The following is a 25,104-nucleotide window of genomic DNA, read 5'->3' as shown; positions in this document are numbered from 1 at the left end:
TTAATATAGGGTATTAAAATTACAGAAAATATGATATAATGTACCATAACTTTGGGCGAAGGATGTGATTGAATGAATATCAGGGAATCCACAGAACAATGGGAAGAAGCATACTTAAGCCCTTATGCCTCCTTAAGTAAGAATACAAGGGGCAGAGAGCGTATGGAAGACTCCTGTGATATCCGGACTGCGTATCAAAGAGACAGGGACCGGATCATCCACTGTAAGGCATTTCGCAGATTAAAGCATAAAACCCAGGTATTCCTGGCGCCGGAAGGCGATCATTACCGCACAAGACTGACCCATACTCTGGAGGTGTCTCAGATTGCCCGGACCATAGCCAAGTCACTTCGTATGAATGAGGATCTGACAGAGGCCATTGCACTGGGACATGATTTGGGACATACTCCTTTTGGACATTCCGGAGAAGCGGTCCTTGACCGGATCTGCTCCGAAGGATTTGAGCATTATAAGCAGAGTGTCAGGGTTGTGGAATTTTTAGAAAAAGACGGTATGGGTCTTAATCTTACCTGGGAGGTAAGAGATGGCATCTTAAACCACCGTACCAGTGGACGGCCATCCACCTTAGAGGGCGGTATCGTACGCCTTTCCGATAAGATTGCCTATATCAATCATGATATTGATGATGCCATTCGGGCAAAGATGTTTGTGGAGGAGGACCTGCCGGAACGTTTTACAGGAATCCTTGGACACAGTGTACGGGAACGGCTGAATAATTTGATCCATGACATTATTGGAAACAGCTTTGAAAAGCAGGAGATTATCATGTCGCCTCATATGGAAGAGGCCATGCAGGGACTTCGTACCTGGATGTTCAACAATGTTTATAAGAATGAGATACCTAAGGCAGAAGAAGGAAAGGCCCAGCAGCTGATTGAAATGCTGTTCCGATACTATATGGATAATCCGGACAAGCTTCCGGAAGAATACAGAAATTTTATGGAGAAGCAGGGAGTAAGCAAGGAGCGGGCTGTCTGCGATTATATAGCAGGCATGAGCGACAGCTATTCCATTGTCAAATTCGAAGCGCTGTTTGTCCCGAAAGCATGGAAAGCCATTTAGGAAATTGAACGATATAGGAAGGAGGATGAAGGCTTCATGCGATATTCGGAGGATGCAATTGAAGAGGTCCGAATGAAGAATGACATCGTAGATGTGATTTCGGGATATGTCAAGCTGCAAAAAAAAGGAAGCAATTACTTTGGACTATGTCCATTTCACAATGAAAAGTCGCCTTCCTTTTCCGTGTCACCTGGGAAACAGATGTACTACTGCTTTGGATGCGGTGCAGGCGGCAATGCCATTACATTTGTGATGGAATATGAAAATTACTCTTTTTCCGAGGCGCTGAAAGTATTGGCTGATCGGGCGGGAGTAAAACTTCCTGTTCAGGAATACAGCAAGGAAGCCAGGGCACAGGAAGATTTAAGAGCAGCTCTTTTGGAGATTAATAAGCTGGCAGCCAGCTATTTTTACTATCAGCTGAAAAACCCTCAGGGAGAACTGGGATATAAGTATTTAAGAGACAGGGAGTTAAGCGATGAAACTATTGTTCGTTTTGGCCTTGGATATTCCAATAAGACCAGCGATGATCTGTATCGATATCTAAAAGGGAAAGGGTATGATGATGCAATCTTAAAGCAGACTGGCCTTGTGACCATAGAAGAGCGTGGGACCTACGACAAATTCTGGAACCGCGTCATGTTCCCTATTATGGATGTGAACAACCGTGTCATCGGATTTGGCGGACGTGTCATGGGAACAGGAGAGCCTAAATATCTGAATTCACCTGAGACAAAGCTCTTTGATAAGAGCCGGAATTTATACGGACTGAATTATGCCAGACTTTCCAGGGAAAAATACATATTAATCTGTGAGGGATATATGGATGTGATTGCCATGCACCAGGCCGGGTTTACCAATGCGGTAGCCTCCCTTGGTACGGCGTTCACTCTCCAGCATGCTCAGCTTTTAAAACGATATACGGATAAAGTGATTCTTACCTATGACAGTGATGGGGCTGGTATTAAAGCGGCACTTAGGGCAATTCCTATTTTGAAAGAGGTTGGAATGTCCATACGTGTGCTGAATATGCAGCCTTATAAGGATCCGGACGATTTCATTAAGAATCTGGGTGCGGATGCGTTTCAGGAGAGAATCAAGGAAGCAAGAAATAGTTTTCTCTATGAAATTGATGTGCTGAAAAAGGATTATAAGATGGATGACCCGGAGCAGAAGACTGCCTTTTACAATCAGGTAGCCAAAAAATTGCTTGAGTTTCCGGAAGCTTTGGAGCGAGAGAATTATTTAGAAGCGGTCTCCAGAGAGTTTTTTATAAATTACGAAGATTTAAAGCGTCTGGTCAATCGTCTGGGAGCATCGTTAGGGATAGCCGGAACTGCATCAAGGGGAGAAGAGGAAAAAGGGTTTAAAGGCCAGAAGAAAAAAGATAAGGAAGATGGTGTGAAACAGTCACAGAGACTGCTTCTTACCTGGCTGATTGAAAATCCGGTACTATTTGATAAGATTCATGGGGTAATTACTCCGGAAGATTTTATAGAAGAACTGTATTATAATGTGGCACGGATGGTTTTTGACGGACACGCTGCCGGAACACTGAATCCGGCTGAGATTTTGAATCATTTCATTAACGATGATGATCAATACCGGGCAGTCGCAGGTCTTTTTCATGCGAGCTTAAATGAGTCCCTGAATAATGAAGAACAGAAAAAGGCGTTTTCGGAAACGATTATGAAGGTGAAAAAGAACAGTCTGGATTACGCCAGCAGGCATGCAGAAGGGATAGAAGAACTGCAAAGAATCATAAAGGAACAGGCTGCGTTAAAGGACTTGCATATTTCGCTGGATTAGGGTGTACACTATAGGCAGGCTGTGGAAGGATGGAATAACATGGACGAAAATGTGAAGAAGACAGCAGATAAGATGGTGGGATCAGGAAAGACGGAAGAGGAACAAATCGCAGAGAATAAAGCCGAAGAGATGGCTGCGGCATTTGAGGAGAAATTAAACCAGCTTCTTTTACTGGCAAGAAAAAAACGGAATGTACTGGAAAATCAGGAGATTCTGGATTTTTTTGCCGATGAAAAGCTGGATTCCGATAAGCTGGATCAGATTTTTGATTTTTTAGAATCCAATAAGGTTGATGTACTTCAAATTGGGGTGGAGGACTTAGATCTGGACGAAGACCTTTTTATCGAAGAGGATATTGAGGAGGAAGAAGAGATCGATATGGAAAGCATTGACCTTTCTGTCCCGGAAGGTGTCAGTGTAGAAGATCCGGTACGTATGTATCTAAAGGAGATCGGAAAAGTGCCTCTTCTTTCCAGCGAAGATGAAATAGAGCTTGCTAAAAATATAGAACTCGGGGATGATTTTGCAAAGCAAAGCCTGACAGAAGCCAATCTACGATTGGTAGTCAGCATAGCAAAACGTTATGTTGGCAGAGGCATGCAGTTTCTTGATCTGATTCAGGAAGGCAACCTTGGACTAATTAAGGCGGTTGAAAAGTTTGATTACCGCAAGGGATATAAGTTCAGCACCTACGCCACATGGTGGATCAGACAGGCTATTACAAGAGCGATTGCCGATCAGGCACGTACCATTCGGATTCCGGTTCATATGGTGGAAACCATCAACCGGCTGGTCCGTGTATCCAGGCAGCTTTTACAGGAGCTTGGGCGGGAGCCTGTTCCGGAAGAGATTGCAGCAAGAGCTGATATGCAGGTAGACCGGGTGCGGGAAATCATGAAGGTTTCTCAGGAGCCGGTTTCCTTAGAGACTCCTATCGGTGAGGAAGAGGACAGCCATTTAGGCGATTTCATTCAGGATGACCAGGTGGCAGTTCCTGCGGATGCGGCTACGTTCACCATGCTTCATGAGCAGCTCATGGAGGTTCTTGATACCCTGACTGAACGAGAGCAGAAGGTATTAAAGCTTCGCTTTGGCCTTGACGACGGCCGGCCCAGAACCTTGGAAGAGGTGGGAAAAGAATTTAATGTTACAAGAGAGAGAATCAGACAGATAGAAGCCAAAGCACTTCGTAAACTGCGCCATCCCAGCAGAAGCAAAAAGCTTAAGGACTACCTGGACGATTAAGACATAAGATGGAGTTTTTGCATGAAATTATCAAAGCGTTTGGAAACCATAGCTTCTTTTATACCAGAAGGAAGTAAAGTGGCTGATATTGGAACGGACCATGGATATATACCCATTCATTTGGTACAGGAAGGAAAAGCAGCCCATGCCATTGCTATGGATGTGAGGACAGGCCCTCTTTGCAGGGCCCAGTCTCATATCGCAGAAGCTGGCCTTTCCGATATGATTGAAGTCCGTTTAAGCGACGGACTTTTAAAGTTGGAAAAAGACGAAGCAGACTGTGTTGTCATAGCCGGAATGGGCGGAGAACTGATGATACATATTCTGGAGGAAGGCCGCCGTTTATGGGATCATATCCCTAACTGGGTCTTATCCCCCCAATCAGAGCTTCAAAAGATGCGCCGGTTCCTTTTGGAACAGGCATTTTTCATCGAGCAGGAGACTATGATAAAGGAAGACGGTAAGTATTATGTGGTCATGAGAGCTGTTAGAAAGCCTCTTGATAACAACCACGACGGACGTGAGATTTCATACCGTTACGGAAAAAGTCTTCTGGAATCCAAGGACCCTGTTCTGACAGAGTACTTAAAGAAAGAAGAGATCCAATTAGAGGAAATCCTAAAGGGCCTTTTAAAAGGCGAAAGTGAATCCGCTGAAAAGAGAATGAGGGAGCTTAAGACAGAGCTGTCCTGGAATAAGGAGGCACAAGATGCGATGCGATGAACTCATAAAACAACTGGAACAGCTTGCACCGGTAAGCTGTGCCTGTGACTGGGATAATGTAGGACTTTTGGCGGGAAGAAGCGATAAGGAGATAAAAAAAGTGTTTCTGGCATTGGATGCCACAGACGAAGTGGTGGAAGAAGCAATCAGCTGGGGAGCAGATATGCTCATTACCCACCATCCTCTTATTTTTAAGCCCTTAAAAAAGATTAATGACACGGATTTTATTGGAAGGCGTGTTCTAAGCCTTTTACGCAATGACATATCCTACTATGCCATGCACACTAACTTCGACTCAGCGCCAGGGTGTATGGCCGATGCCGCAGCCCAGAAACTGGAGCTGACTGAGACAAAGGTATTGCAGCAGGAAGGGATGTTAGAGGAAGTTCCTTATGGAATTGGCAAGACTGGGTATTTAAAAGAGAAGCTTACGATACGGGAGCTGGCCGATCTTGTAAAAGAACGGTTTGATCTTCCGTTTCTTACCATATATGGAGAGCACGCACCGGGAGAGACAATAGACTTTATCGGCATTAGTCCCGGATCAGGGGAGAGCATGATTAAATCTGCTCTGAATGCCGGAGTCCAGGTACTCGTTACCGGTGACATTGGACATCACAGCGGCATTGATGCTGCGGCCAATCATTTGGCTGTTATTGATGCAGGACATTACGGCCTGGAGTATCTTTTCCTTGATTTTATGGAAGATTACTTAAGACGGGAAGCAGGCGAAATGCTGACGATCAAAAAGGCAGAAGTGGTATTTCCTCAGACATTGGTATAAGGAGGTATAATATGGCAATTGTAACGATTCATGGAACAGCAAAGGAATACCCCAAGGGAACCACATATCAGGAGATTGCAAGGGAGTTTCAGCCCCAGTACGAAAGCGATATTTTACTTGTCAGCATTAATGGCAAATTAAGAGAGCTTCATAAAACCGTGCAGTTTGACTGCAATTTGAATTTCTTTACTGGTAATGACCAGCCTGGGATTCAGACCTATCACAGAAGTGCAATTTTTCTTATGATGAAAGCATTTTACGATATTGTAGGTGCGGAAAAAATAGAAAAAGTCACAGTGGACTTTTCTCTCGGGAACGGATATTACATTGAACCCCACGGAGATATCGCTCTTACGCAGAGTTTAATCGACCGTGTGAAGATCCGGATGCAGGAATATGTGAGCCAGGAAATTCCCATTATGAAACGGAGTGTCAATACAGATGATGCCATTGAGCTGTTTCATAAGCATCGTATGTATGATAAAGAGCGCTTATTTCGTTACCGCCGGGTTTCCAGGGTCAATATCTACAGCATAGGCGGATTTGAGGATTATTTCTACGGATATATGGTTCAGAATACAGGCTATATCAAATATTTTGATCTGGTATTATTTGACGAGGGATTTATGCTTATGCTGCCTCAAAAGGATAATCCCAAAGAGGTTCCAGCTTTTGAGCCAGAGAAAAAGACAAAGCTTTTCCAGGTATTAAAGGAAAGTGTGAAATGGGGCAAATGCCTGGATGTGTCCCATGTAGGATCATTGAATGAAAAAATTGCGGCAGGAAAGCTTAATGAATTGATTCTGATTCAGGAAGCGCTTCAGGAGAAGAAGATTGCAGAGATTGCAGCCAGAATCGGGGCAGACCGTAGTAAAAAGTTCGTTATGATTGCCGGTCCTTCTTCCTCTGGAAAAACCAGCTTCTCCCACCGTCTCTCCATACAGCTGAAGGCTCAGGGCATGAATCCTCACCCCATTGCAGCCGATGACTATTTTGTAAATCGGGTGAACAGTCCGAAAAATCCTGACGGAAGCTACAATTTTGAGGTACTGGAAAGCCTTGATGTGGAGCAGTTTAACAAAGATATGACAGCACTCCTTGCCGGGGAAACGGTAGAGATGCCAAGATATCAGTTTAAAACAGGGGAAAGGGAGTACCGGGGAGATTATCTTACCTTGGGAAAGGACGATATTCTGGTTATAGAAGGCATCCACTGCCTCAATGACAAACTGTCCTATACCTTGCCTCAGGAAAGCAAATTCCGGATTTATGTCAGTGCCCTGACTCAGCTTAACATTGATGAGCATAACCGGATTCCAACCACTGACTGCCGGTTGATTCGCCGTATGGTCCGGGATGCCAGAACAAGAGGTGCATCTGCTCAGGATACCATACGGATGTGGCCTACGGTAAGGAATGGAGAGGAGTCTTATATATTCCCCTTCCAGGAATCTGCGGATATGATGTTCAACTCTGCTACGGTCTATGAGCTTGCGGTATTAAAGCAGTTTGCGGAGCCGCTATTATTTGGCATTCCAAGAGAATCTCCGGAATATATGGAGGCAAAGCGTTTGCTGAAATTCCTGGATTATTTTCTGGGCGTCAACAGCGAAGACATTCCCCGCAATTCCATTGTGCGGGAATTTATAGGCGGAAGCTGTTTCAAGGTTTAAGGTAAGACTTTACAAATGCTTTTATTTATGGTAGACTAGTGTAGTTTTGAGTAAGACAAATGGTCGCAGCTGCAAAGCCGAAAGGCTGCAGGTGAGGAAAGTCCGGGCTTCACAGGGCAGGATGCCAGATAACGTCTGGCGGAGGCGACTCTAGGGACAGTGCAACAGAAATATACCGCCGCATTTATGCGGTAAGGGTGGAAAGGTGGTGTAAGAGACCACCGCTCTCCTGGTAACAGGAGGGGTCCATGTAAACCCCATCCGAAGCAAGACCGAACAGGGAGCGCAAGGCGGCCCGTCTGCTCCCGGGTAGGTCGCTTGAGCCTGCTGGCGACGGCAGGCCTAGATAGATGGCCATTCAACGACATAACCCGGCTTATCGTCTTACTCAAAACATATAACAGCAGTTGATTAAATGGAATAGAATAAAGGTAATTAACTTGAGCACGCCTCTTTGGGCCGTGCTTTTTTGCATATTATAAACTTTGCCCCACCACCAGAGTCTAAGTAAAACGTTTAATATTTCTTCTCTTCCTATTGACAATCAGCTGAAAATTTGAGTTAATTGTTACAAAAGGAACTGGAGGCAGACGATGGCAACAATAAAAGAACTGGCAAAAAGCTGCGGTGTTTCAGTCGCCACGGTATCAAATATTTTAAATAACAAGCCTGGTGCAAGTGATAAAACAAGAAAACTGGTTTTGGATATGGCAGAAAAGTTAAATTATACTCCCAATATAGTGGCTAAAAATTTAAAGATGCAGAAGACCAGAAGCATTGGAGTCATAGCTGAGGATATGACAATTTTCAGCATTCCGGATATCATTGACGGAATCACAGATTATTGTCAGGAACAGGATTATCAGATTTTGCTGACCAATTTAAGGCTGTTTAAAAAATACAATGATACGTATTATAACCGTGAGGATTATTTCGATCTGGTAAGGCTTGAAATTAAAAAGCTGATGGAAAAACAGGTGGAAGGAATCATATATGTGGCAGCTCATGAGAGAATCATTCGCTGCATTCCAGATACTCTACCCATACCAGCGATTATGGCTTATGGCTATTCTAAAAGTGACAAGATACCTTCCATCGTCGTGGATGATGTCCATGGGGCCGCGAAAATACTGGAGTATATGGTAAGTAACGGTCATAAACGGATCGGCGTCATAACTGGTAAGCCTGACAGTCTCCATGCCCAGGCCAGACTGGTTGGATATCAGCAGGTACTGTTTGAAAACGGAATTTTATATGACCCAAGCCTTGTAATGGAAGGGGACTGGACCCGTATATCCGGTTACCGGGGCGCCAGCCAGCTGCTGGAAAAGGGAGTGACAGCAATTTTCTGCATGAATGATTTGATGGCAGGAGGAGTTTACGACCGGGTAGATGAGCTGGGGCTGAAAGCGGGAATTGATGTATCCATTGCAGGATATGATGGCAGGGAACTGTCTGGCTATTACAGACCCCCGCTGACAACGGTGAGCCTTCCTCTTCACGATATTGGACATAAGGCCAGTGAGCTGATGATTGATCTTATCAACGGAACGGGGATAGAAGCAGGATCTGAGAATGTATGTTACGTGGGTTGTGAACTACAGGTGCGTAAATCTGTAAAAGACATAACATTATAATAAAAGATAGAACGTTTCTTGCAAAAATCTGCAATTGAAACGTTTTATTTTTTTGCCGAAATGAGACTTGCTATCCTGAGTTCGACGAAAGAAGCCCAATAAAGGTAATAAATCAACAGAATTAGACATGAAAATATAGCAAATATTACATAATTAAACGATTAATAATTTGATTTAATTATGCAAAAATACTTTACAGAATAAATGGTATGTGATAATATGCAAATATATCCAGAAAGAACATCTTTCTATAAGCATTTAAAGTGGCTATATTTATGAATAGCCAATAATTTTCACTAACTATATTAAACGTTTAATATGCTTAAAAAGCGGAAAAGAGATGAAGAAAAAAAGAGCGGTATACCTTGAAATGATGATGAATGCGGAGGGAAAGATTGTTTAGAAAGAAGCAGGATCACGAAAAGGAGGATTCGTAATGAAAAAACGGGGATTAGCAGCATTGTTATGTGCAGTATTGGCAGCGTCTACGATTGCAGGTTGCAGTTCTGCGACAGGGAATTCCGCATCTACGGAAAAAGGAGTTTCATCAGCAGGAAAAAAAGCCATGGAAGTAGGGGGAGATAACGTAACCACATTAAATGTATGGACGTTTATTGAACTTCATCAGGATTTCTATGTCTCAATGGCAGAGAAGTGGAATGAAGCTCATCCAGATAAAAAGGTGAAGCTGGTTTTAAGCAATATGCCTTATGATGACATGCATAATAAATTGTCTCTTGCACTGGAATCAGGGGAAGGGGCTCCTGATATTGTGGATATCGAGCTTGGAAAGTTCCCGGCATATATGGTTGGAAAAATAGGACTTATGGAGCTGAATGATGTGATTGCACCTTATAAGGACAAAATTGTTAAGTCCCGATTAGACATTTACTCCAAGGACGGAAAAGAATATGGCCTGCCAACCCACGTTGGGACTACCGTAGCATTTTACAATGAAAAACTGCTTAATGATGCAGGCATTAACTATAAGGATATTAAGACCTGGGATCAGTTTAAGGAAGCTGGTGTAAAATACCATGAAGCCACCGGGAAATACTTCTCCTGTGTCGAGACTTCTGCCCAGTGGATGGTCAATCTGATGCTGGCCCAAAAGGGTGGGGATTACATTGATAAGGATGGAAAGCTTAATATCGCGAGCAAAGAAATGGAAGAAGTATTGGAATACATAAAAGGAATGCAGGAAACGGGAGCATTTGCAACAATTCCAGGAGGACAGCCGGATAATGAAGAGGCATATCCTCTCTACAATTCCGGAGATTATGCGGTTCAGATCATGCCTTTCTGGCAGACATCAAGATTTGTAAATTACATGACTGATATCAAGAAGCAGGTAGCCATTGCACCGGTACCTGTCTTTAATGAGAACGATGGTGAGGTTGCCACAATTGGCGGCGGCGGAACTGGTACTGCAATTATTAAGAGCGGAAAGAACGCCCAGCTTGCTGCGGAGGTTATGGCTTTTATCAAGCTTTCCGAAGAATCCAACAAAGAAGTCTGGAATGTGTTAGGCTTTGACCCTGTTAATACGTCTGTATGGAATGACACCTCCCTGACACAGAATCCTGATAACAAATTCATTCAGTACTTTACAAATTATCCATTTGATACACTTTTAAAAACAAAGGACAGCATAGGAATCCTGCAGGCTTATACGGATGAAAAGTATCCATCCATTAATAACGAATTCTGCAATGTCACTTTAAACAGCATTTTTGAAGACGGTATGGATGTGAAGGAAGCCCTTCTGCAGTCACAACAGACTCTTAGCAATGAATTCAAAGAAAAGTGATAACAAAGCCGGGCTGCGGGTGGTCAAGTGCCTTTTCGCAGCCTGTTACTTTTGTCCAACGAAAAATGGGGTAAGATAAATGAAAAAATTTTTTTATTCTAAAAAAATAGCTCCCTATGTGTTTATTTGTCCTTTTGTGATTACTGTGCTGCTGTTCTGGCTGGTGCCCATATGTAACGGCGTGCTTTTAAGCTTTCAGGATGTGCTGAAAGAGCAATGGGTTGGGTTTGACAATTATTCCAGGCTTCTTACGGATACCATATTTTTAAAAGCATTATGGAACAGCTTTAAATATATGGTGGGAACCTTGCTTCTTCTCATTCCATTTCCCTTATTATTTGCTTCATTGCTCAATAGTAAGCTGATGAAAAAAGCAGACATATTCAAATCCATCTACTTCATTCCGGCTTTGACCTCGGTGGTGGTGGCTGGTACTATTTTCCGGCTGATGTATGGGGAAGCTTCTACCTCGCTATTTAACCAGATCCTGGGATATTTCGGAGTAGGTCCCATTAAGTGGCTCAAAGGAGCGGGTACCAGTTTCTTTGCCTTACTTTTACTGGCATGCTGGAGATGGACTGGGGTAAATATTCTTTATTTTCTTGCCGGTCTTCAAAGCATTCCTTCTGAATTATATGAAGCAGCCTCCATTGACGGCGCTTCCAAGTGGCAGCAGTTTAAAAAAATATCCATGCCTCTGGTGAAACCAACTACGGTTTATGTACTTACTATCAGCATTTACGCAGGCTTATCTATGTTTATTGAGAGCAACATGTTGTTTAAGGGCAACAACTCTCCCAATAACATAGGACTGACGATTGTTGGTTATCTCTACCGTCAGGGAGTGGAGAAAAGGGCTTTAGGCTATGCCTGTGCAGTAGGCTTCATTCTTCTGTTCGTTGTTATGGCGGTCAATATCCTACAGTTAAAGATTACGGGAACCTTTGAAGAGGGGAGAGAATGATATGAACAAACAAGGCAGTGAAAAAGTACATAGCAGCAGGGAACGGAAACGTTATGCTTCCGTAGCTCTTATCATTTTGTTTTCCATTCTGGCTCTTCTTATTACTCTCCCCATCTGGGTGATGTTTGTAGCCAGCTTTAAGCCGGGCGGTGATCTTTTGCAGTATGGACTTAATCTGGATATCAATGTTTCCAGAATGAATCTGGATAATTACGTTCTATTGTTTACCGGACAGCATGAATACTGGAAATGGTTTTTTAACAGCATTTGCCTTACGGTAATAACCGTTTTAAGTACTCTGATCATCAGTGCCTTTGTAGGCTATGGTTTTGCTGCTTACGAGTTTAAGGGGAAAAAGTTCTTGTTTCTCCTTGTACTGTTGATTCTTTCCATTCCTCTGGAGGTAGTAATGCTTCCACTGTATAAGCAGATGTCTGCCTGGAAGATGATGGATAGCTTTACAGCCGTGGTCCTTCCATTCGTTGCCCATGCCTCGACTATTTTCTTCTTCCGTCAGTATCTGGTCAGCATTCCTCAGTCTCTTTTGGAAGCCGGAAGAATCGATGGAGCTACGGAGTACGGAATCTTTTTCCGGCTGATCATCCCACTTATGAAGCCTGCCTTTTCTGCTATGGCAATCTTAAATGGAATGAATGCCTGGAATAATTATCTGTGGCCGCTTTTGGTGATTCGCTCTTCCGAAAAGTATCCTTTGACCTTAGGACTTAATACACTCATTAACCCATATGGAGATAACTACAGCCTTCTGGTGGTTGGCTCTGTATTTTCCGTAATACCAATATTTATACTCTTTGTGGCATTCCAGAAATACTTTATAGAAGGAATGATGGCAGGAGCTGTGAAAGGATAAAGGTAATTTTAAATGGACAAAAATAATTACAGAAAGACCCCCTATAATGAACCGTTTATACGTAATCGGGCAGACCCTTACATATACCGCCATGTGGATGGCACCTGTTATTTTACTGCTTCCGTCCCTGAGTACGACAGAATTATACTGCGCCGTTCCAGTACTTTGTTAGGTCTGAAGGACGAAAGGGAGATTACGGTCTGGGAAAAGCACAAAAAGGGAATCATGGGAGCACATATCTGGGCACCTGAGATTCATTATATCAATGGAGGCTGGTATATTTATTTTGCGGCAGGGGAAGCAGAAAACATCTGGGAAATCCGTCCTTATGTGCTGGAATGCCTGGATGAGGATCCCATAACCGGAGCGTGGAAGGAGCTTGGGATGATGGAGCCCTTTGATGAATATACCTTCCGGGACTTTTCCCTTGATATGACGGTATTCGAACACAAGGGTGCCTGGTACTGTGTCTGGGCGGAAAAGGTCAGTTCAGGGAAAAAGATATCAAATCTCTATATTGCCGGAATGGAGTCGCCGTGTAAGCTGTCTACGGAGCAGGTGACCTTGTCCGCCCCTGATTACGACTGGGAGAGAGTAGGCTTTTGGGTCAATGAAGGGCCTGGAGTGTTAAAGCATGAGGATAAGATTTATATTACGTACTCCGCAAGTGCCACCGGAGAATGTTATTGCATGGGAATGCTGAGCATTGATGCCGATGAAGATCTCATGGATAAAAATGCTTGGAAAAAGGAGCGGATGCCGGTATTTCAAACGGATAGAGAAAATGGAATCTTTGGACCGGGCCACAATTCCTTTGTAAAGGATGAAGATGGAATCAGAGATATTATGGTTTATCATGCCAGACAGTACGATGAGATTACAGGTGACCCCCTTTATGATCCCAACCGTCATACTTATTTAATGGAAGTTGGCTGGAATGAGGGAAAGCCAGTATTTCATGCGGAACATAATAGGAAGATATAATAATTGATTAACTTTATTCATAAAGAAAGATTTTTGCCTGGAAGCTTGATGAAAGACAGGAGTGACGTTATAATAGAAGCGTTACATAGACCATAGATACATATTTATACAGAACGGAGGAAACTATGGCTGTCAGACAGATAACAGGCAGACGTTTGAACCAGTATGCAAAAGACTACGTGGTCTTTGACTTGGAGACCACTGGAATCAGCGCGCAAGAAGATTCTATTATAGAAATATCAGCAATCAAGGTAAGAGATCATAATCCAGTGGAGGAATTTACTGCCCTTATAAATCCTGGTACCCATATACCGGCGGGGGCGACGAATGTAAACGGGATTACAGATGATATGGTAAAGGATGCGCCGGGGCTTACAGAGGTGCTTCCCAATTTCCTTTCATTTATTGAAGGGGAGATTTTAGTAGGACATAACATCCAGTCCTTTGACCTTCCGTTTATTTACCGGGCAGCAGAGGAACTCCTTGAAAAAGAGGTTCCCAACGATTATATCGATACGTTACATATGGCCAGGGAATGTCTTCCCATGTTAAGGAGATACCGATTGGTGGATATCTCGGAATATTTCCGGATTGAAACTAAGGGAGCCCATCGGGCGTTAAATGACTGCGTCATGAATCAGCAGTGCTATGAACAAATGGGAAAGCTTGTAAAAGAGACCACAGTAGAAATCTGTCCACAGTGCGGTGGCGAATTAAGACGGCGAAGCGGAAGATTTGGAGATTTCTATGGCTGTACCAATTATCCAAGCTGCCGCTTTACAAGAAACGTATAGTCGGGGTTTGGTTTTGGAAAGGTATGATGAATGGAATTTTCTATTGAAAGGGCTTATCTAAATGAGTCCCAGGTTCTGGCTGAAATCATCGAATCTTCTTTTCGGGAGATAGAAAGAAAAGAGTGGTTCGTTGCAGATGACTGGGAAAGCATCCGGCGTCTGCTTCAGGAAGAAAAAGGGATCGCCTATAAGGCTGTGGAAAGAAGTACGGGAGCTGTGGCTGGAGTATTAATTGCAGCTATGCATGGAATGGGGGAAGAGAATCTTGGCCATGATATCGATCTGCCAAAAGAGGAACTGGAAACCGTGGCTCATATGGAGTCTGTAGCGGTTCTTCCCAAATACCGTGGATATGGGCTTCAATACTCCCTCATGCAGGAGGCGCAGAAGGAACTGGTTATACGAGGGTTCCGTTATCTCATGTGCACCATTCACCCGGATAACATCTACAGCAAGTCCAATGCAGTCCGCCAGGGCTATGAGGTCGTTATGACAAAAGAAAAATACGGTGGTTACATAAGAGATATTCTTTTGAAAAAGCTGGATTAAATAAGAAGATATGTTATAAAAAGCAAGCCCCCGGCAAAGCACCTTAAATATCAGATGCTCTCCGGGGGTATTATTTATTTTGTATATTTTTCTTCACAGTACATGCATCGATACGTTTCTTTCCCTTCATCAGCAAGATAGAAAATTTGAGGCAGTCCCTGTTCGATTGAAGTAATACAACGAGGATTCTTGCATGGTATTACATTGGTGATTTTTTGAGGCAGGCTTAAAGATTTCTTTTCAGCGATCTGGTTATCCCGGATAATGTTGACGGTAATATTATGATCAATGTATCCAAGGATATCTAAATCAATATGGTTTAATCCGCCTTCTATTTTAATAATATCTTTTTTGCCCATCTTATTGCTCTTGGCGTTCTTTATAATGGCTACCTGGCAGTCCAGCTTGTCCAGACCCAGATGATAGTAAATCTCCAGACTTTTCCCGGCTTCAATATGATCCAGTACAATTCCTTCTTTTAATCCGCTGATATTTAACATGATTTTTCTACCTCCAGTAAAGTCATAATCAGAGCCATTCGCACGTATACGCCGTACTGCGCCTGTTTGAAATAAGCGGCTCTTGGATCCTCATCTATTTCCACAGAGATTTCATTGACTCTGGGAAGGGGGTGAAGAACATACATATCTTCTTTTGCCAGCTTCATTTTTTTCTTGTCCAGGATATAGCAGTCTTTTAAACGAATGTAGTCCTCTTCATTAAAGAAACGTTCCTTCTGGACACGGGTCATGTAGAGAATGTCAAGGTCAGGCATGGCATCGTCAAGGCTGTCCATTTCCATAAATTCAATGTTGTTGGCCCGAAGCACATCTTCCCGGATGTATTCAGGTACACGAAGTTCTGGGGGAGAAATTAAGATAAATTTGATGTTCTCATATCGAACCAGAGCGTTGATGAGAGAGTGGACGGTACGGCCAAATTTAAGATCACCGCAAAGCCCAATGGTTAAATCATGAAGGCGGCCCTTTAAAGAGCGAATGGAAAGCAGATCGGTAAGTGTTTGAGTGGGATGCTGATGGCCACCGTCTCCGGCGTTAATCACAGGTATTCCGGAATGTGTGGCTGCCACTAAGGGAGCACCTTCCTTTGGATGTCTCATGGCACAGATATCTGCGTAACAGGAGATGACTCGAATGGTATCGGAAACACTCTCGCCTTTTGCGGCAGAACTGGAATCAGCAGAAGAAAAGCCCAGTACACTACCCCCCAGATTCAGCATAGCAGCTTCGAAACTTAAACGGGTTCTTGTACTTGGCTCATAAAATAATGTGGCTAATTTTTTTCCATCGCATACGTGGGAATATTTTGGAAGATTATCTTCGATGTCTTTTGCCAGATCTAAAAGTTGTCCGGTTTCTTCCACACTAAAATCTAACGGGTTAAGTAAATGTCTCATAAGAATCTCCTTTATCCACTGAGTTATGGTTTCAAATTCTATCCCATTATATAGTATTCATTGGAATATTTCCACACTTTTTTTCGATTTATGGTATAATCTTTTTTAGTCGAATTCTTGAAGATTTTTCCAATTATGGTGTAAGGAATATGTAAGGAAGATTAAGAAAATACAGTAAGACCCAAAATGGTTATTTATTGTATAATGTGTATGCAAAAGAAAGTCAGGAGGTAACTGTATTGGCTGAAAATAAGACACCTATGATTGAAGTGAAAAATTTATACAAGGTGTATAAGGTAGGAGATACCAAGGTTTATGCGCTGAACGGTGTCGATTTTACGATATATAAAGGTGAGTTTTGTGCCATCGTTGGCCCATCTGGTTCTGGCAAATCCACTCTTCTTAATATGATGGCAGGACTTGAAAAGCCCTCTAAGGGAGAGATTGTCATCGGTGGGAATCACATTGAAAAGCTTTCGGAGAATAAGCTGGTTGCATTTCGAAGAAAGCATGTTGGATTTATCTTTCAGTCTTATAATCTGATTAAAACTATGAATGCAACAGAGAATGTTGCCCTTCCCCTTTCCTTTCGGGGGATTCCAAAGAAGATCAGAAACGAAAGGGCTTTAAAATATATAAAACTGGTGGGGCTTGAAAAGCAGAAGAAGCATATGGCAAATGAGATGTCCGGAGGACAGCAACAGCGTGTCGGCATTGCCAGGGCACTTGCCATGGATCCGAAGATCATCTTTGCAGATGAGCCTACTGGAAACCTGGATTCCAAGACAACAAAGGAGATTCTTGGACTCATGCAAAAGATAGTACGGGAACAGAATCAGACCCTTATTATGGTTACTCATGATAATTACATAGCAAAATTTGCAGACAGACAATTCCACATTGTAGATGGAAAAATATTTAAGATAGAGGAGCAGCATCATGAAGATACTGAGGAGGAAATCAGAGATGAAGAAGTTTAGAAGGGGGGCAGTGTTACTTCTTGCGGTTCTTATGATGATTGCATCGGTGCCGGGTGCAGTGTTTGCGCAGTACGATGTCAGTAAGAACGCTTACATAGATGCGAAGACTACTCCTTCCGGAAAGACAGGAGAAAAGACTACTCTTAATCTGATTTTTACTAATAATTCACAAGATCAAGATTTAAAGGGTGTAACAATTATGTTTGACAAAGGTGTGGCTCAGGAAGAATTTGAGGCCACCTCGGATGCGGCAGATGAAACCACTGCTGTTAGTATCGGCTCTATGTTTCCGTTTGAAATTACCTCCAGTACCTTTGATGGTAAACTGATAGGAATGGTGAAACGTGGAGAATCAAAAAGTTTTTCCCTCTCTGGAAGAGTAAGACGTGATTTGTCAGAAGGCTACTATACCGTACCGCTTTTAGTAAAAGCGGATGGGAATGAATTCAGACGGGAAAAAGTGAATATATGGATTACAAAATCCGCTGGTACCACTGCGTCAGGCAGCAACCAGGGGACGATACAGTTTGAGCTGGGAGAGAACCAGAGTACTCCATTTGGAGTTTATCCCGATGTTATGAATTACAATATGAATGTCCGCAATTCTTCTGACATTACAGCCTTTGATGTGAATATCCGGATGAAAGTAGATCAGGACAGCACCAAATTTCCTTTCGACATCAATGACGGAAACTATACAAAGCATTACGACCGTGTTGGTGGGGGGCAGAACATTGAAATCCCTTACAGCATGAGCATTCGCAAAGACGTTTACAGCGGCTATTATCCCATTGCCTTTGTGATTGAGTACCGTGACAGTACAGAGGGAGATATACAGAAGGCCGAGGGAACCTTCTTTGTTAAGGTTCAAAACAAGGAAAAGGAAAGCGATACGAAGGAATTTAATGCCAATGACCGTTCCAAGGCAAGGCTGATTGTAGATGGATTCCAGACCAACCCGGAAACCGTATATGCCGGTGATGAATTTGAGCTTACTCTTCATATGAAAAATGCATCAGAAAACGTTGCAGCCAGCAATATTCTTTTCAGCCTGGAATCGGAAAAGGTAACGGAAAGTGCAGTGTTTACCACAGATTCCAGTTCTTCCGCTATAGTCGTTAACTCCCTTGGGGCTGGTCAGGTTACGGATGTCAAGGTAAAGCTTCGGGCAGGTGCCTGGGTAGACCAAAGGACGTATGCTATAACCATTAATGAGAAATACGACAGTCCTGAGTTTAAGAATGCAGAAGAAAAAGTGGTCGTAAATATCCCTGTCAGACAGACTCCTCGTCTCAATACAGGAACCATAGAGGTTTCCCCAGATACTGTCAATGTAGGATCAGAGACCAATGTCATGTTCCCTATCAATAATACAGGTAAGGTTCTTTTATATAATGTTATGGTGAATTTCGTAGGAGATTCCATCCAGCAGACCAGCAGCTATGTAGGCAATATAAAACCGGGAGAGACCGGGAATGTGGATGCCATGGTCTCAGCCATTGCCCCTACAGCTGACGATGGAAGAATCAAAGTTCTCATTACCTATGAAGATGAAAATGGAGTTGTCAGTGAGCCTTTGGAGAAAGAGATAACCTTAATGGTATCGGACGCTCAGGAAACTGATTTTGGAGGAGAAGATCCAGGCGCGTTGCCAACGGATATGGAACCTCAAGGATTTGCCAAGTACCGGAATGTGATCATTGCTTCTGTGATTGTAGTCCTGGCCGTAGGGATTATCGGCGGAGTGATTGTATTCAAAAGGCTGAAAAAGAAAAAAGAAGCGGAAGCGATAGAAGAGGAAACAGATCATGAAATTTAGTGATTTGCTCTCCATGAGTGCAAATAATTTAAGACGGAGAAAGCTAAGGACATTTTTAACGGTTTTGGGAGTTTGGATCGGAACTGCTTCCATTGTAGTTATGGTCTCCTTAGGAATCGGTTTTAATCAGCTGACCATGGACCAGATTGCTTCTTACGGCAGCCTTACGGAAATATCCGTATATTCCGGTGAACGGATGAATCAGGACAGCAAGGATCCCAAATACATGACTGATGATGTGATCCGGCAATTTGAAAAAATCGAACACGTGAAAGCAGTTTCCCCGCTCTTGCAGGTAAGCGTACTGATGAAGCAGGGAGCTTATGAATCCAATACAACGATTACAGGTGTCACTCAGGAATATATGAAAGATATTACTTTGAAAGAAGGGCAGATACCGGAAGCAGGTGATAATGAGCTAAAGATGGTGGTGGGAAATATGGTCATAAGAGACTTTTATAATCCCAAAAGCTCTAACCGTATGTTCGGTGACACCAGTAACCTTCCGGATATAGATTTTATGAACCGGCCCATGTTTGTAATCTTTGATATGGATGCTTATTACCAGGCTCAAAACGGAGGAACCGCTGACGATGGGAAGACTCCTGTGAAGCCTCCGAAGAAATATCTGTTGCATACCAGCGGGTTGGTGAAGGGTACGCCGGAAGAATATAATAATTACAGTTATAGTGTATATGTAGACATAGATACCTTGAAAACGCAGTTAAAACAGATATTTAAGAAAAAACCCATCCCAAATCAGCCAACCACAAAAAAAGGAAAGCCTTACAACTATTTTATCTATGATCAGTCCGTGATCCAGGTAGATGATATGAAGAATGTTGCTTTGGTTCAAAAGGCAGTCTCTGATATGGGATTTCAGGCGAACTCTAACATGGAGTGGCTGGAGCAGTCCCAAAAGCAGGCTAAGATGGTTCAGGCGCTTTTAGGCGGTATTGGAGCGGTTTCTCTGTTTGTTGCAGCCATCGGTATTGCAAATACCATGATGATGTCCATCTATGAAAGAACCAAGGAGATCGGTATTCTTAAGGTGTTGGGCTGTGATATGAATGTAATCAGAAACATGTTTCTGTTGGAATCGGGTTTTATCGGCTTTTTTGGAGGTGTGGCAGGCATTGCCTTCAGCTATGGAATCTCGTTTCTGATCAATAAGTTCCTGGCCAGCCGGTTCATGCCGGATATGCCGGGTGATCTGTCACAAATTCCCATATGGTTATCCACAACAGCCATCGGCTTTGCTATTTTTGTGGGAATGGCAGCAGGCTTCTTCCCGGCATTAAGGGCTATGAAGCTCAGTCCCTTGGCAGCCATTCGGAATGAATAATGGATTGAAAAAAATACTTGCTTTTTAATCTTTTATAAGCTATGATGATTTACAAGGTACGTGCGACTGACGGATCAGTGGAATTAACCACAGGGAGCACGATACAATTTGAAGCCGACCGTCTGGGCACCGCTATGGGATGCCCAGGCGGTTTTTTGCGTGTAAATGATGAAGGAGGAACAAATGCTATGAATTTGATTTCTTTAAAGGACGAATTAAAGAACAATTCTTATCCCGGAAGAGGGATCGTAATCGGAAGGACCCCGGATGGGACAAAGGCAGTGGCTGCTTATTTTATTATGGGAAGAAGTGAAAACAGCCGTAACCGGATATTTGCTCAGGAAGGGCAGGGAATTCGTACTCAGGCATTTGATCCCTCTAAGCTGACAGACCCCAGCTTAATTATTTATGCTCCGGTAAGGGTTCTTGGAAATAAGACCATTGTAACCAATGGAGATCAGACCGATACCATTTATGATGGAATGGATCAGAAGCTGACCTTTGAACAATCCCTTCGTTCCAGAGAATTTGAACCGGACGGCCCCAACTATACCCCTCGCATTTCAGGGATTATGCATTTAGAAGACGGTGAATTTCACTATGACATGTCCATCTTAAAAAGCAATCATGGAGATGCCAGATCCTGCAACCGCTATACCTTTTCTTATGAAAATCCACTGGCTGGCGAGGCTCGCTTTATCCACACCTACATGCAGGATGGAGATCCCCTTAAAAGCTTTCAGGGAGAACCAAAGCTGGTTGAGACCCTTGATGATATGGATGCATTTACAGAGCTTGTTTGGGAAAGCCTAAATGAAGAGAATAAGGTATCCCTGTTTGTCCGATATATTGATATCAAAACAGGTGCATATGAGACGAGAATCATAAATAAAAACAAATAACAGGAGCGCAAAGGATGAACGAGCTGGAATTAAAATATGGTTGTAACCCGAATCAGAAGCCATCCCGTATATTTATGCAGGACGGGAAAGAACTGCCGATTAAAGTTCTAAGCGGCCGCCCCGGATATATTAATTTCCTGGATGCCTTTAATGGCTGGCAATTGGTAAAAGAGCTGAAAGAGGCCACCGGACTTCCGGCAGCAGCCTCCTTTAAGCATGTTTCTCCCGCCGGAGCTGCGGTAGGTCTTCCTCTTGATGATGTATTATCAAAAATCTACTGGGTAGATGATATGAAGGACTTATCTCCGTTGGCCTGTGCCTATGCAAGAGCGAGAGGCGCTGACCGGATGTCAGCCTTTGGAGACTTTATTTCCTTATCTGATATCTGTGATGTAGATACGGCGAAAATCATTAAGAGGGAAGTATCCGATGGTGTTATTGCCCCTGGTTTTGAACCTGAAGCATTAGAAATTCTAAAGGCAAAAAAGAATGGAAATTATAACGTTATTCAGATAGATCCTAATTATGTGCCAGAGCCTCTTGAAACGAAACAGGTGTATGGGATTGTGTTTGAGCAGGGAAGAAATGAACTGAAAATAGATGGAGAGCTGTTAAAGGACGTTGTTACTAAGAATCAGGAGATCCCGGATTCCGGGAAAATGGATCTAATCATTTCTCTCATAACCTTAAAATACACCCAGTCAAACTCCGTTTGCTATGCAAAAGGGGGACAGGCCATTGGAATTGGAGCCGGGCAGCAGTCAAGAGTCCATTGTACCAGACTGGCAGGAAGCAAGGCTGATAACTGGTTCCTGCGTCAGGCACCTCAGGTATTAGAACTTCCATTTGTGGATGATATCCGCCGGGCAGACAGAGACAATGCCATTGATATTTACATTGGTGAGGAATATATGGATGTCCTGGCTGACGGAAGATGGGAAAGTATATTTAAAGTGAAACCTCCTGTATTTTCCGCAGAGGAAAAAAGGGCCTGGCTGGATCAGCTTTCCGGGGTCGCCTTAGGCTCAGATGCATTTTTCCCATTTGGGGATAACATAGACCGGGCTTATAAAAGCGGGGTGCAGTATGTGGCCCAGCCGGGCGGTTCCGTACGGGATGATCAGGTAATTGAAACATGTAACAAATATGGAATGGCAATGGCATTTACCAAAATCCGCCTGTTCCATCATTAAGATATTATAAAAATCGGACAGAGACTCAGACAGACCATTGAGTTTTCTTGTCCGATTTTTTATATCTCTCTTTAAAAAAGAGGAAAAAGAAGTACCAGCCAATATTTATTGTAAAAGCACTTTCATGGAAAGGGCAGCATAAAATGAGAGTAAGTAAGTTTAAGGTGGCTTTCTTTGAAAACTTTTCCCAAACCTTTAACTGCGCGAGAGGAACGAGAGTGTCTGGAACGATACCAGGAAGGGGATCAGGAGGCGAGAGCCACACTCATTGAGCGAAACATGCGTCTGGTTGCCCATGTGGCGAAAAAATATCAGAACACGGATTATGACATGGAAGATCTCCTATCCGTAGGAACGATCGGTCTGATTAAAGCCGTGAACACCTTCCATCCGGATAGAGGCTCAAGGCTGGCTACCTATGCGGCCAAATGTGTGGAAAATGATATCCTATCATAACGGCTCACAGGCATAGGAATTTCCAAATTTTTACATATTATACTTGCAAGGCCGAACATGCTTGTTATAATGGATTTATCACTATGTAATGAATGGAGAAAGGGGATTATATGAAAAAGCAGGTCATTTTACAGACTCCTCCCATGGGGTGGAACAGTTATGATTATTATGATACGACTGTGAATGAGGATCAGATCAGGGCCAATGCAGATTATATGGCAGCACATTTAAAGGAATATGGGTGGGAATACATTGTAGTGGATATTCAGTGGTATGCTTACGGGGCAGGGACAAGGAGGGACAAGTACCAGTACATACCCTTTGGGAAAGTGGAAATAGATGAATTTTCCAGGCTGATCCCCTGCACAGAGCGTTTTCCATCATCAGCCGGGGGAAAGGGGTTTAGCCCTCTGGCTCACTATATCCATGAGCTGGGACTTAAATTTGGCATTCATATCATGCGTGGAATTCCAAGAATTGCTGCACATACCCATGGCAAGCTTATGGGAACGGATAAGACCGCCAATGAAATCGCAGATCCCGGGTCTGTGTGTTTCTGGAATCCTGATATGTATGGGGTAATACCTGGCATAGAAGGGGCTCAGGAATATTACGACTCCATCATAGAACTTTATGCCAGCTGGGGCGTGGACTTTATAAAATGTGATGATATATGCCGAATGGATGTCCCGTCGGCAAAGCAGGAAATTGTAATGCTTCATAAGGCCATCAAAAAGTGCGGCCGCCCTATGGTATTAAGTCTTTCTCCAGGCCCTGCCTTGATTAATGAATCATGGCATTACAGTACCTATGCAAACATGTGGCGTATAACCGATGATTTCTGGGATGACTGGAAATACCTTCTTCCCATGTTTGAGCGCTGCGAAATCTGGCAGAACCATGTGAGTGAAGGAAATTATCCGGATTGTGACATGCTGCCTGTTGGAATACTCGGCAAAGGATTTGGAGAGGAACGGCCTACGAGATTTACCAGGGAAGAACAGATTACCATGATGTCACTTTGGTGCATGTTCCGATCACCGCTAATGATTGGTGGAGAATTGACGCTCCTTGATGACTGGACCCTTAAGCTGTTGACGAATAAGGCGGTCTTAAAGCTTTTATTTGATTCAGTAAACGCCAGGCAGTTATGGAGAGATGACCATCATTGTTTTTGGCTGAGTCATGATAAAACAGACGGCACACAATACCTTGCTGTCTTTAATCTTTCGAATGAAGAACGGCCCATCTTAATCGAAGCAGATATGGCAGGTCTTTCAAGCTTTAGCGGTCTTACCCTTACAGAGCTATGGACGGGTAAGCATGAAACTTTTAAAGAAAAAAATATATCCGTTACTCTGCCCGGACATGGAGCGGCCATTTACCGGTATCTTCCATAATTTAAAATCATCCTTTTACTTCATGTGAGAGGATGATTTTTTATTGAGAAAACATAAAAATAGGGGGTTAAAATTGTACTTACCACATATATTGAATCAAGCAATGCTTAAAACTCCCACTTGGTCAAGCAATAAAACGATACATATAGTTATAATCCTGTATACTTTTTATGGAGGTGTTCATATGGAAATGGAACTGGTATTAGATTTTGTAGGCAAAGGTTTGAGAAAAATCAATTCAGATGTGGAGAAACTGCGTTCTGATCAGTTTAACCGTGAAGATATACTGGATACTCTAAGCAGTGAGATCGTTATGCTGGAAAGCCACATTCAATATTTCAATCAGCTTATCCAGCCAGTCAATCAGGAAGAGAACAACGGAACTCAGCCCCAGGGAGGGAGTCAGCCGCAGAATGGAACCCAGCCCCAGGGAGGGAGTCAGCCGCAGAATGGAACCCAGCCCCAGGGAGGGAGTCAGCCGCAGAATGGAACCCAACCCCAGAATGGGACGCAGCCCCCAAATGGGACCCAACCCCCAAATGGGACTCTGCCACAGAACGGAGAGGAATCAGAAAACGGAGAGGAACCAGAGGAAGGCACCCGGGAATTCACCTTGGAAGAACTGGCACAATACAACGGAAAAGATGGTCAGCCTGCTTATGTAGC

At 43.3% G+C, this 25,104-nt stretch carries 21 protein-coding genes, 1 other RNA gene, 2 pseudogenes and 1 riboswitch; of the genes and pseudogenes, 22 read left to right on the top strand and 2 right to left on the bottom strand.

Going from position 1 to position 25,104, the window contains the following annotated elements:
- Positions 1 to 72: 72 nt before the first annotated feature.
- From T546_RS0105030 to T546_RS0104970, 14 genes are all read left to right on the top strand, one after another.
- Complete coding sequence (locus T546_RS0105030) at positions 73 to 1,083, top strand: deoxyguanosinetriphosphate triphosphohydrolase (protein ID WP_026890685.1); 1,011 nt, start codon at positions 73 to 75, stop codon at positions 1,081 to 1,083.
- A 36-nt stretch (positions 1,084 to 1,119) separates the two neighbouring features.
- The gene (dnaG, locus tag T546_RS0105025) at positions 1,120 to 2,892 is read left to right on the top strand and encodes a DNA primase (protein ID WP_026890684.1); all 1,773 of its coding nucleotides are present in this window, start codon (positions 1,120 to 1,122) and stop codon (positions 2,890 to 2,892) included.
- A 129-nt stretch (positions 2,893 to 3,021) separates the two neighbouring features.
- The gene (gene rpoD, locus T546_RS0105020) at positions 3,022 to 4,137 is read left to right on the top strand and encodes an RNA polymerase sigma factor RpoD (protein WP_026890683.1); all 1,116 of its coding nucleotides are present in this window, start codon (positions 3,022 to 3,024) and stop codon (positions 4,135 to 4,137) included.
- Positions 4,138 to 4,158: 21 nt separating this feature from the next.
- A complete protein-coding gene (locus T546_RS0105015) occupies positions 4,159 to 4,860 on the top strand; it encodes a tRNA (adenine(22)-N(1))-methyltransferase (RefSeq protein ID WP_034597975.1) in 702 nt (233 codons plus the stop codon).
- Positions 4,847 to 5,644, top strand: coding sequence for a Nif3-like dinuclear metal center hexameric protein (locus tag T546_RS0105010; RefSeq protein ID WP_026890681.1), 798 nt, complete (start codon positions 4,847 to 4,849; stop codon positions 5,642 to 5,644). The genes T546_RS0105015 and T546_RS0105010 overlap by 14 nt, the downstream gene beginning before the upstream one ends.
- A gap of 11 nt (positions 5,645 to 5,655) precedes the next feature.
- Positions 5,656 to 7,317, top strand: a complete 1,662-nt coding sequence (locus T546_RS0105005) for a nucleoside kinase (RefSeq protein WP_026890680.1) — start codon at positions 5,656 to 5,658, stop codon at positions 7,315 to 7,317.
- A 47-nt stretch (positions 7,318 to 7,364) separates the two neighbouring features.
- Positions 7,365 to 7,712: RNase P RNA component class A (gene rnpB / locus T546_RS24520), an RNA gene on the top strand.
- Between the two features lie 198 nt (positions 7,713 to 7,910).
- Positions 7,911 to 8,954, top strand: coding sequence for a LacI family DNA-binding transcriptional regulator (locus tag T546_RS0105000; RefSeq protein WP_026890679.1), 1,044 nt, complete (start codon positions 7,911 to 7,913; stop codon positions 8,952 to 8,954).
- Positions 8,955 to 9,390: 436 nt separating this feature from the next.
- Positions 9,391 to 10,764, top strand: coding sequence for an ABC transporter substrate-binding protein (locus T546_RS0104995; RefSeq protein ID WP_026890678.1), 1,374 nt, complete (start codon positions 9,391 to 9,393; stop codon positions 10,762 to 10,764).
- 79 nt (positions 10,765 to 10,843) lie between these two features.
- Positions 10,844 to 11,728 (top strand): carbohydrate ABC transporter permease, encoded by an 885-nt coding sequence (locus T546_RS0104990; protein WP_026890677.1) that lies wholly within the window; start codon positions 10,844 to 10,846, stop codon positions 11,726 to 11,728.
- 1 nt (position 11,729) lies between these two features.
- Positions 11,730 to 12,599 carry a carbohydrate ABC transporter permease gene (locus T546_RS0104985; RefSeq protein WP_026890676.1) on the top strand — a complete coding sequence of 290 codons (870 nt, stop codon included), beginning with the start codon at positions 11,730 to 11,732 and terminating at the stop codon, positions 12,597 to 12,599.
- Between the two features lie 12 nt (positions 12,600 to 12,611).
- A complete protein-coding gene (locus T546_RS0104980; protein ID WP_026890675.1) occupies positions 12,612 to 13,583 on the top strand; it encodes a family 43 glycosylhydrolase in 972 nt (323 codons plus the stop codon).
- A gap of 125 nt (positions 13,584 to 13,708) precedes the next feature.
- Positions 13,709 to 14,377, top strand: coding sequence for an exonuclease domain-containing protein (locus T546_RS0104975; protein WP_026890674.1), 669 nt, complete (start codon positions 13,709 to 13,711; stop codon positions 14,375 to 14,377).
- Positions 14,378 to 14,407: 30 nt separating this feature from the next.
- Positions 14,408 to 14,926 carry a GNAT family N-acetyltransferase gene (locus T546_RS0104970; protein WP_026890673.1) on the top strand — a complete coding sequence of 173 codons (519 nt, stop codon included), beginning with the start codon at positions 14,408 to 14,410 and terminating at the stop codon, positions 14,924 to 14,926.
- Between the two features lie 74 nt (positions 14,927 to 15,000).
- Here T546_RS0104970 and T546_RS0104965 read toward each other — a convergent pair whose 3' ends face one another.
- Positions 15,001 to 15,426 (bottom strand): aspartate carbamoyltransferase regulatory subunit, encoded by a 426-nt coding sequence (locus tag T546_RS0104965; protein ID WP_026890672.1) that lies wholly within the window; start codon positions 15,424 to 15,426, stop codon positions 15,001 to 15,003.
- Positions 15,420 to 16,343 carry an aspartate carbamoyltransferase gene (gene pyrB / locus T546_RS0104960; RefSeq protein ID WP_026890671.1) on the bottom strand — a complete coding sequence of 308 codons (924 nt, stop codon included), beginning with the start codon at positions 16,341 to 16,343 and terminating at the stop codon, positions 15,420 to 15,422. Before pyrB ends, T546_RS0104965 begins: the two co-directional genes overlap by 7 nt.
- Before the next feature lie 260 nt (positions 16,344 to 16,603).
- On the opposite strand from pyrB, the gene T546_RS0104955 reads away from it, so the two are divergent.
- From T546_RS0104955 to T546_RS22850, 8 genes and pseudogenes are all read left to right on the top strand, one after another.
- A complete protein-coding gene (locus tag T546_RS0104955; RefSeq protein WP_034598079.1) occupies positions 16,604 to 17,323 on the top strand; it encodes an ABC transporter ATP-binding protein in 720 nt (239 codons plus the stop codon).
- Complete coding sequence (locus T546_RS0104950) at positions 17,310 to 19,142, top strand: COG1361 S-layer family protein (RefSeq protein WP_026890669.1); 1,833 nt, start codon at positions 17,310 to 17,312, stop codon at positions 19,140 to 19,142. The genes T546_RS0104955 and T546_RS0104950 overlap by 14 nt, the downstream gene beginning before the upstream one ends.
- Positions 19,132 to 20,487, top strand: coding sequence for an ABC transporter permease (locus tag T546_RS0104945; protein ID WP_026890668.1), 1,356 nt, complete (start codon positions 19,132 to 19,134; stop codon positions 20,485 to 20,487). The genes T546_RS0104950 and T546_RS0104945 overlap by 11 nt, the downstream gene beginning before the upstream one ends.
- Positions 20,488 to 20,539: 52 nt before the next feature.
- A riboswitch (ZMP/ZTP riboswitch) is annotated at positions 20,540 to 20,622 on the top strand.
- A gap of 53 nt (positions 20,623 to 20,675) precedes the next feature.
- Positions 20,676 to 21,389 (top strand): IMP cyclohydrolase, encoded by a 714-nt coding sequence (locus T546_RS0104940; protein WP_026890667.1) that lies wholly within the window; start codon positions 20,676 to 20,678, stop codon positions 21,387 to 21,389.
- 14 nt (positions 21,390 to 21,403) lie between these two features.
- Complete coding sequence (locus T546_RS0104935; protein WP_026890666.1) at positions 21,404 to 22,582, top strand: phosphoribosylaminoimidazolecarboxamide formyltransferase; 1,179 nt, start codon at positions 21,404 to 21,406, stop codon at positions 22,580 to 22,582.
- 174 nt (positions 22,583 to 22,756) lie between these two features.
- Positions 22,757 to 23,032 (top strand): annotated as a pseudogene (locus tag T546_RS22855) (sigma-70 family RNA polymerase sigma factor); the annotation flags it as partial.
- A gap of 116 nt (positions 23,033 to 23,148) precedes the next feature.
- Positions 23,149 to 24,438: a glycoside hydrolase family 27 protein gene (locus T546_RS0104925; RefSeq protein ID WP_026890665.1), complete on the top strand. Its 1,290-nt coding sequence runs from the start codon at positions 23,149 to 23,151 to the stop codon at positions 24,436 to 24,438.
- A gap of 184 nt (positions 24,439 to 24,622) precedes the next feature.
- Positions 24,623 to 25,104 (top strand): annotated as a pseudogene (locus tag T546_RS22850) (hypothetical protein); the annotation flags it as partial.

It is taken from the genome of [Clostridium] aerotolerans DSM 5434, from assembly GCF_000687555.1.
Taxonomy (GTDB): domain Bacteria; phylum Bacillota; class Clostridia; order Lachnospirales; family Lachnospiraceae; genus Lacrimispora; species Lacrimispora aerotolerans.
Note: the sequence above shows the minus strand (reverse complement) of the source record. Positions and strands in the feature narration are given on the sequence as shown.

Bases quoted from the DNA above. Each gene is read 5' to 3' on its own strand.
- T546_RS0105030 (WP_026890685.1), top strand. From the start codon at position 73: ATGAATATCAGGGAATCCACAGAACAATGGGAAGAAGCATACTTAAGC.
- dnaG (WP_026890684.1), top strand. From the start codon at position 1,120: ATGCGATATTCGGAGGATGCAATTGAAGAGGTCCGAATGAAGAATGAC.
- rpoD (WP_026890683.1), top strand. From the start codon at position 3,022: ATGGCTGCGGCATTTGAGGAGAAATTAAACCAGCTTCTTTTACTGGCA.
- T546_RS0105015 (WP_034597975.1), top strand. From the start codon at position 4,159: ATGAAATTATCAAAGCGTTTGGAAACCATAGCTTCTTTTATACCAGAA.
- T546_RS0105010 (WP_026890681.1), top strand. From the start codon at position 4,847: ATGCGATGCGATGAACTCATAAAACAACTGGAACAGCTTGCACCGGTA.
- T546_RS0105005 (WP_026890680.1), top strand. From the start codon at position 5,656: ATGGCAATTGTAACGATTCATGGAACAGCAAAGGAATACCCCAAGGGA.
- T546_RS0105000 (WP_026890679.1), top strand. From the start codon at position 7,911: ATGGCAACAATAAAAGAACTGGCAAAAAGCTGCGGTGTTTCAGTCGCC.
- T546_RS0104995 (WP_026890678.1), top strand. From the start codon at position 9,391: ATGAAAAAACGGGGATTAGCAGCATTGTTATGTGCAGTATTGGCAGCG.
- T546_RS0104990 (WP_026890677.1), top strand. From the start codon at position 10,844: ATGAAAAAATTTTTTTATTCTAAAAAAATAGCTCCCTATGTGTTTATT.
- T546_RS0104985 (WP_026890676.1), top strand. From the start codon at position 11,730: ATGAACAAACAAGGCAGTGAAAAAGTACATAGCAGCAGGGAACGGAAA.
- T546_RS0104980 (WP_026890675.1), top strand. From the start codon at position 12,612: ATGGACAAAAATAATTACAGAAAGACCCCCTATAATGAACCGTTTATA.
- T546_RS0104975 (WP_026890674.1), top strand. From the start codon at position 13,709: ATGGCTGTCAGACAGATAACAGGCAGACGTTTGAACCAGTATGCAAAA.
- T546_RS0104970 (WP_026890673.1), top strand. From the start codon at position 14,408: ATGGAATTTTCTATTGAAAGGGCTTATCTAAATGAGTCCCAGGTTCTG.
- T546_RS0104965 (WP_026890672.1), bottom strand. From the start codon at position 15,426: ATGTTAAATATCAGCGGATTAAAAGAAGGAATTGTACTGGATCATATT.
- pyrB (WP_026890671.1), bottom strand. From the start codon at position 16,343: ATGAGACATTTACTTAACCCGTTAGATTTTAGTGTGGAAGAAACCGGA.
- T546_RS0104955 (WP_034598079.1), top strand. From the start codon at position 16,604: ATGATTGAAGTGAAAAATTTATACAAGGTGTATAAGGTAGGAGATACC.
- T546_RS0104950 (WP_026890669.1), top strand. From the start codon at position 17,310: ATGAAGAAGTTTAGAAGGGGGGCAGTGTTACTTCTTGCGGTTCTTATG.
- T546_RS0104945 (WP_026890668.1), top strand. From the start codon at position 19,132: ATGAAATTTAGTGATTTGCTCTCCATGAGTGCAAATAATTTAAGACGG.
- T546_RS0104940 (WP_026890667.1), top strand. From the start codon at position 20,676: ATGAATTTGATTTCTTTAAAGGACGAATTAAAGAACAATTCTTATCCC.
- T546_RS0104935 (WP_026890666.1), top strand. From the start codon at position 21,404: ATGAACGAGCTGGAATTAAAATATGGTTGTAACCCGAATCAGAAGCCA.
- T546_RS0104925 (WP_026890665.1), top strand. From the start codon at position 23,149: ATGAAAAAGCAGGTCATTTTACAGACTCCTCCCATGGGGTGGAACAGT.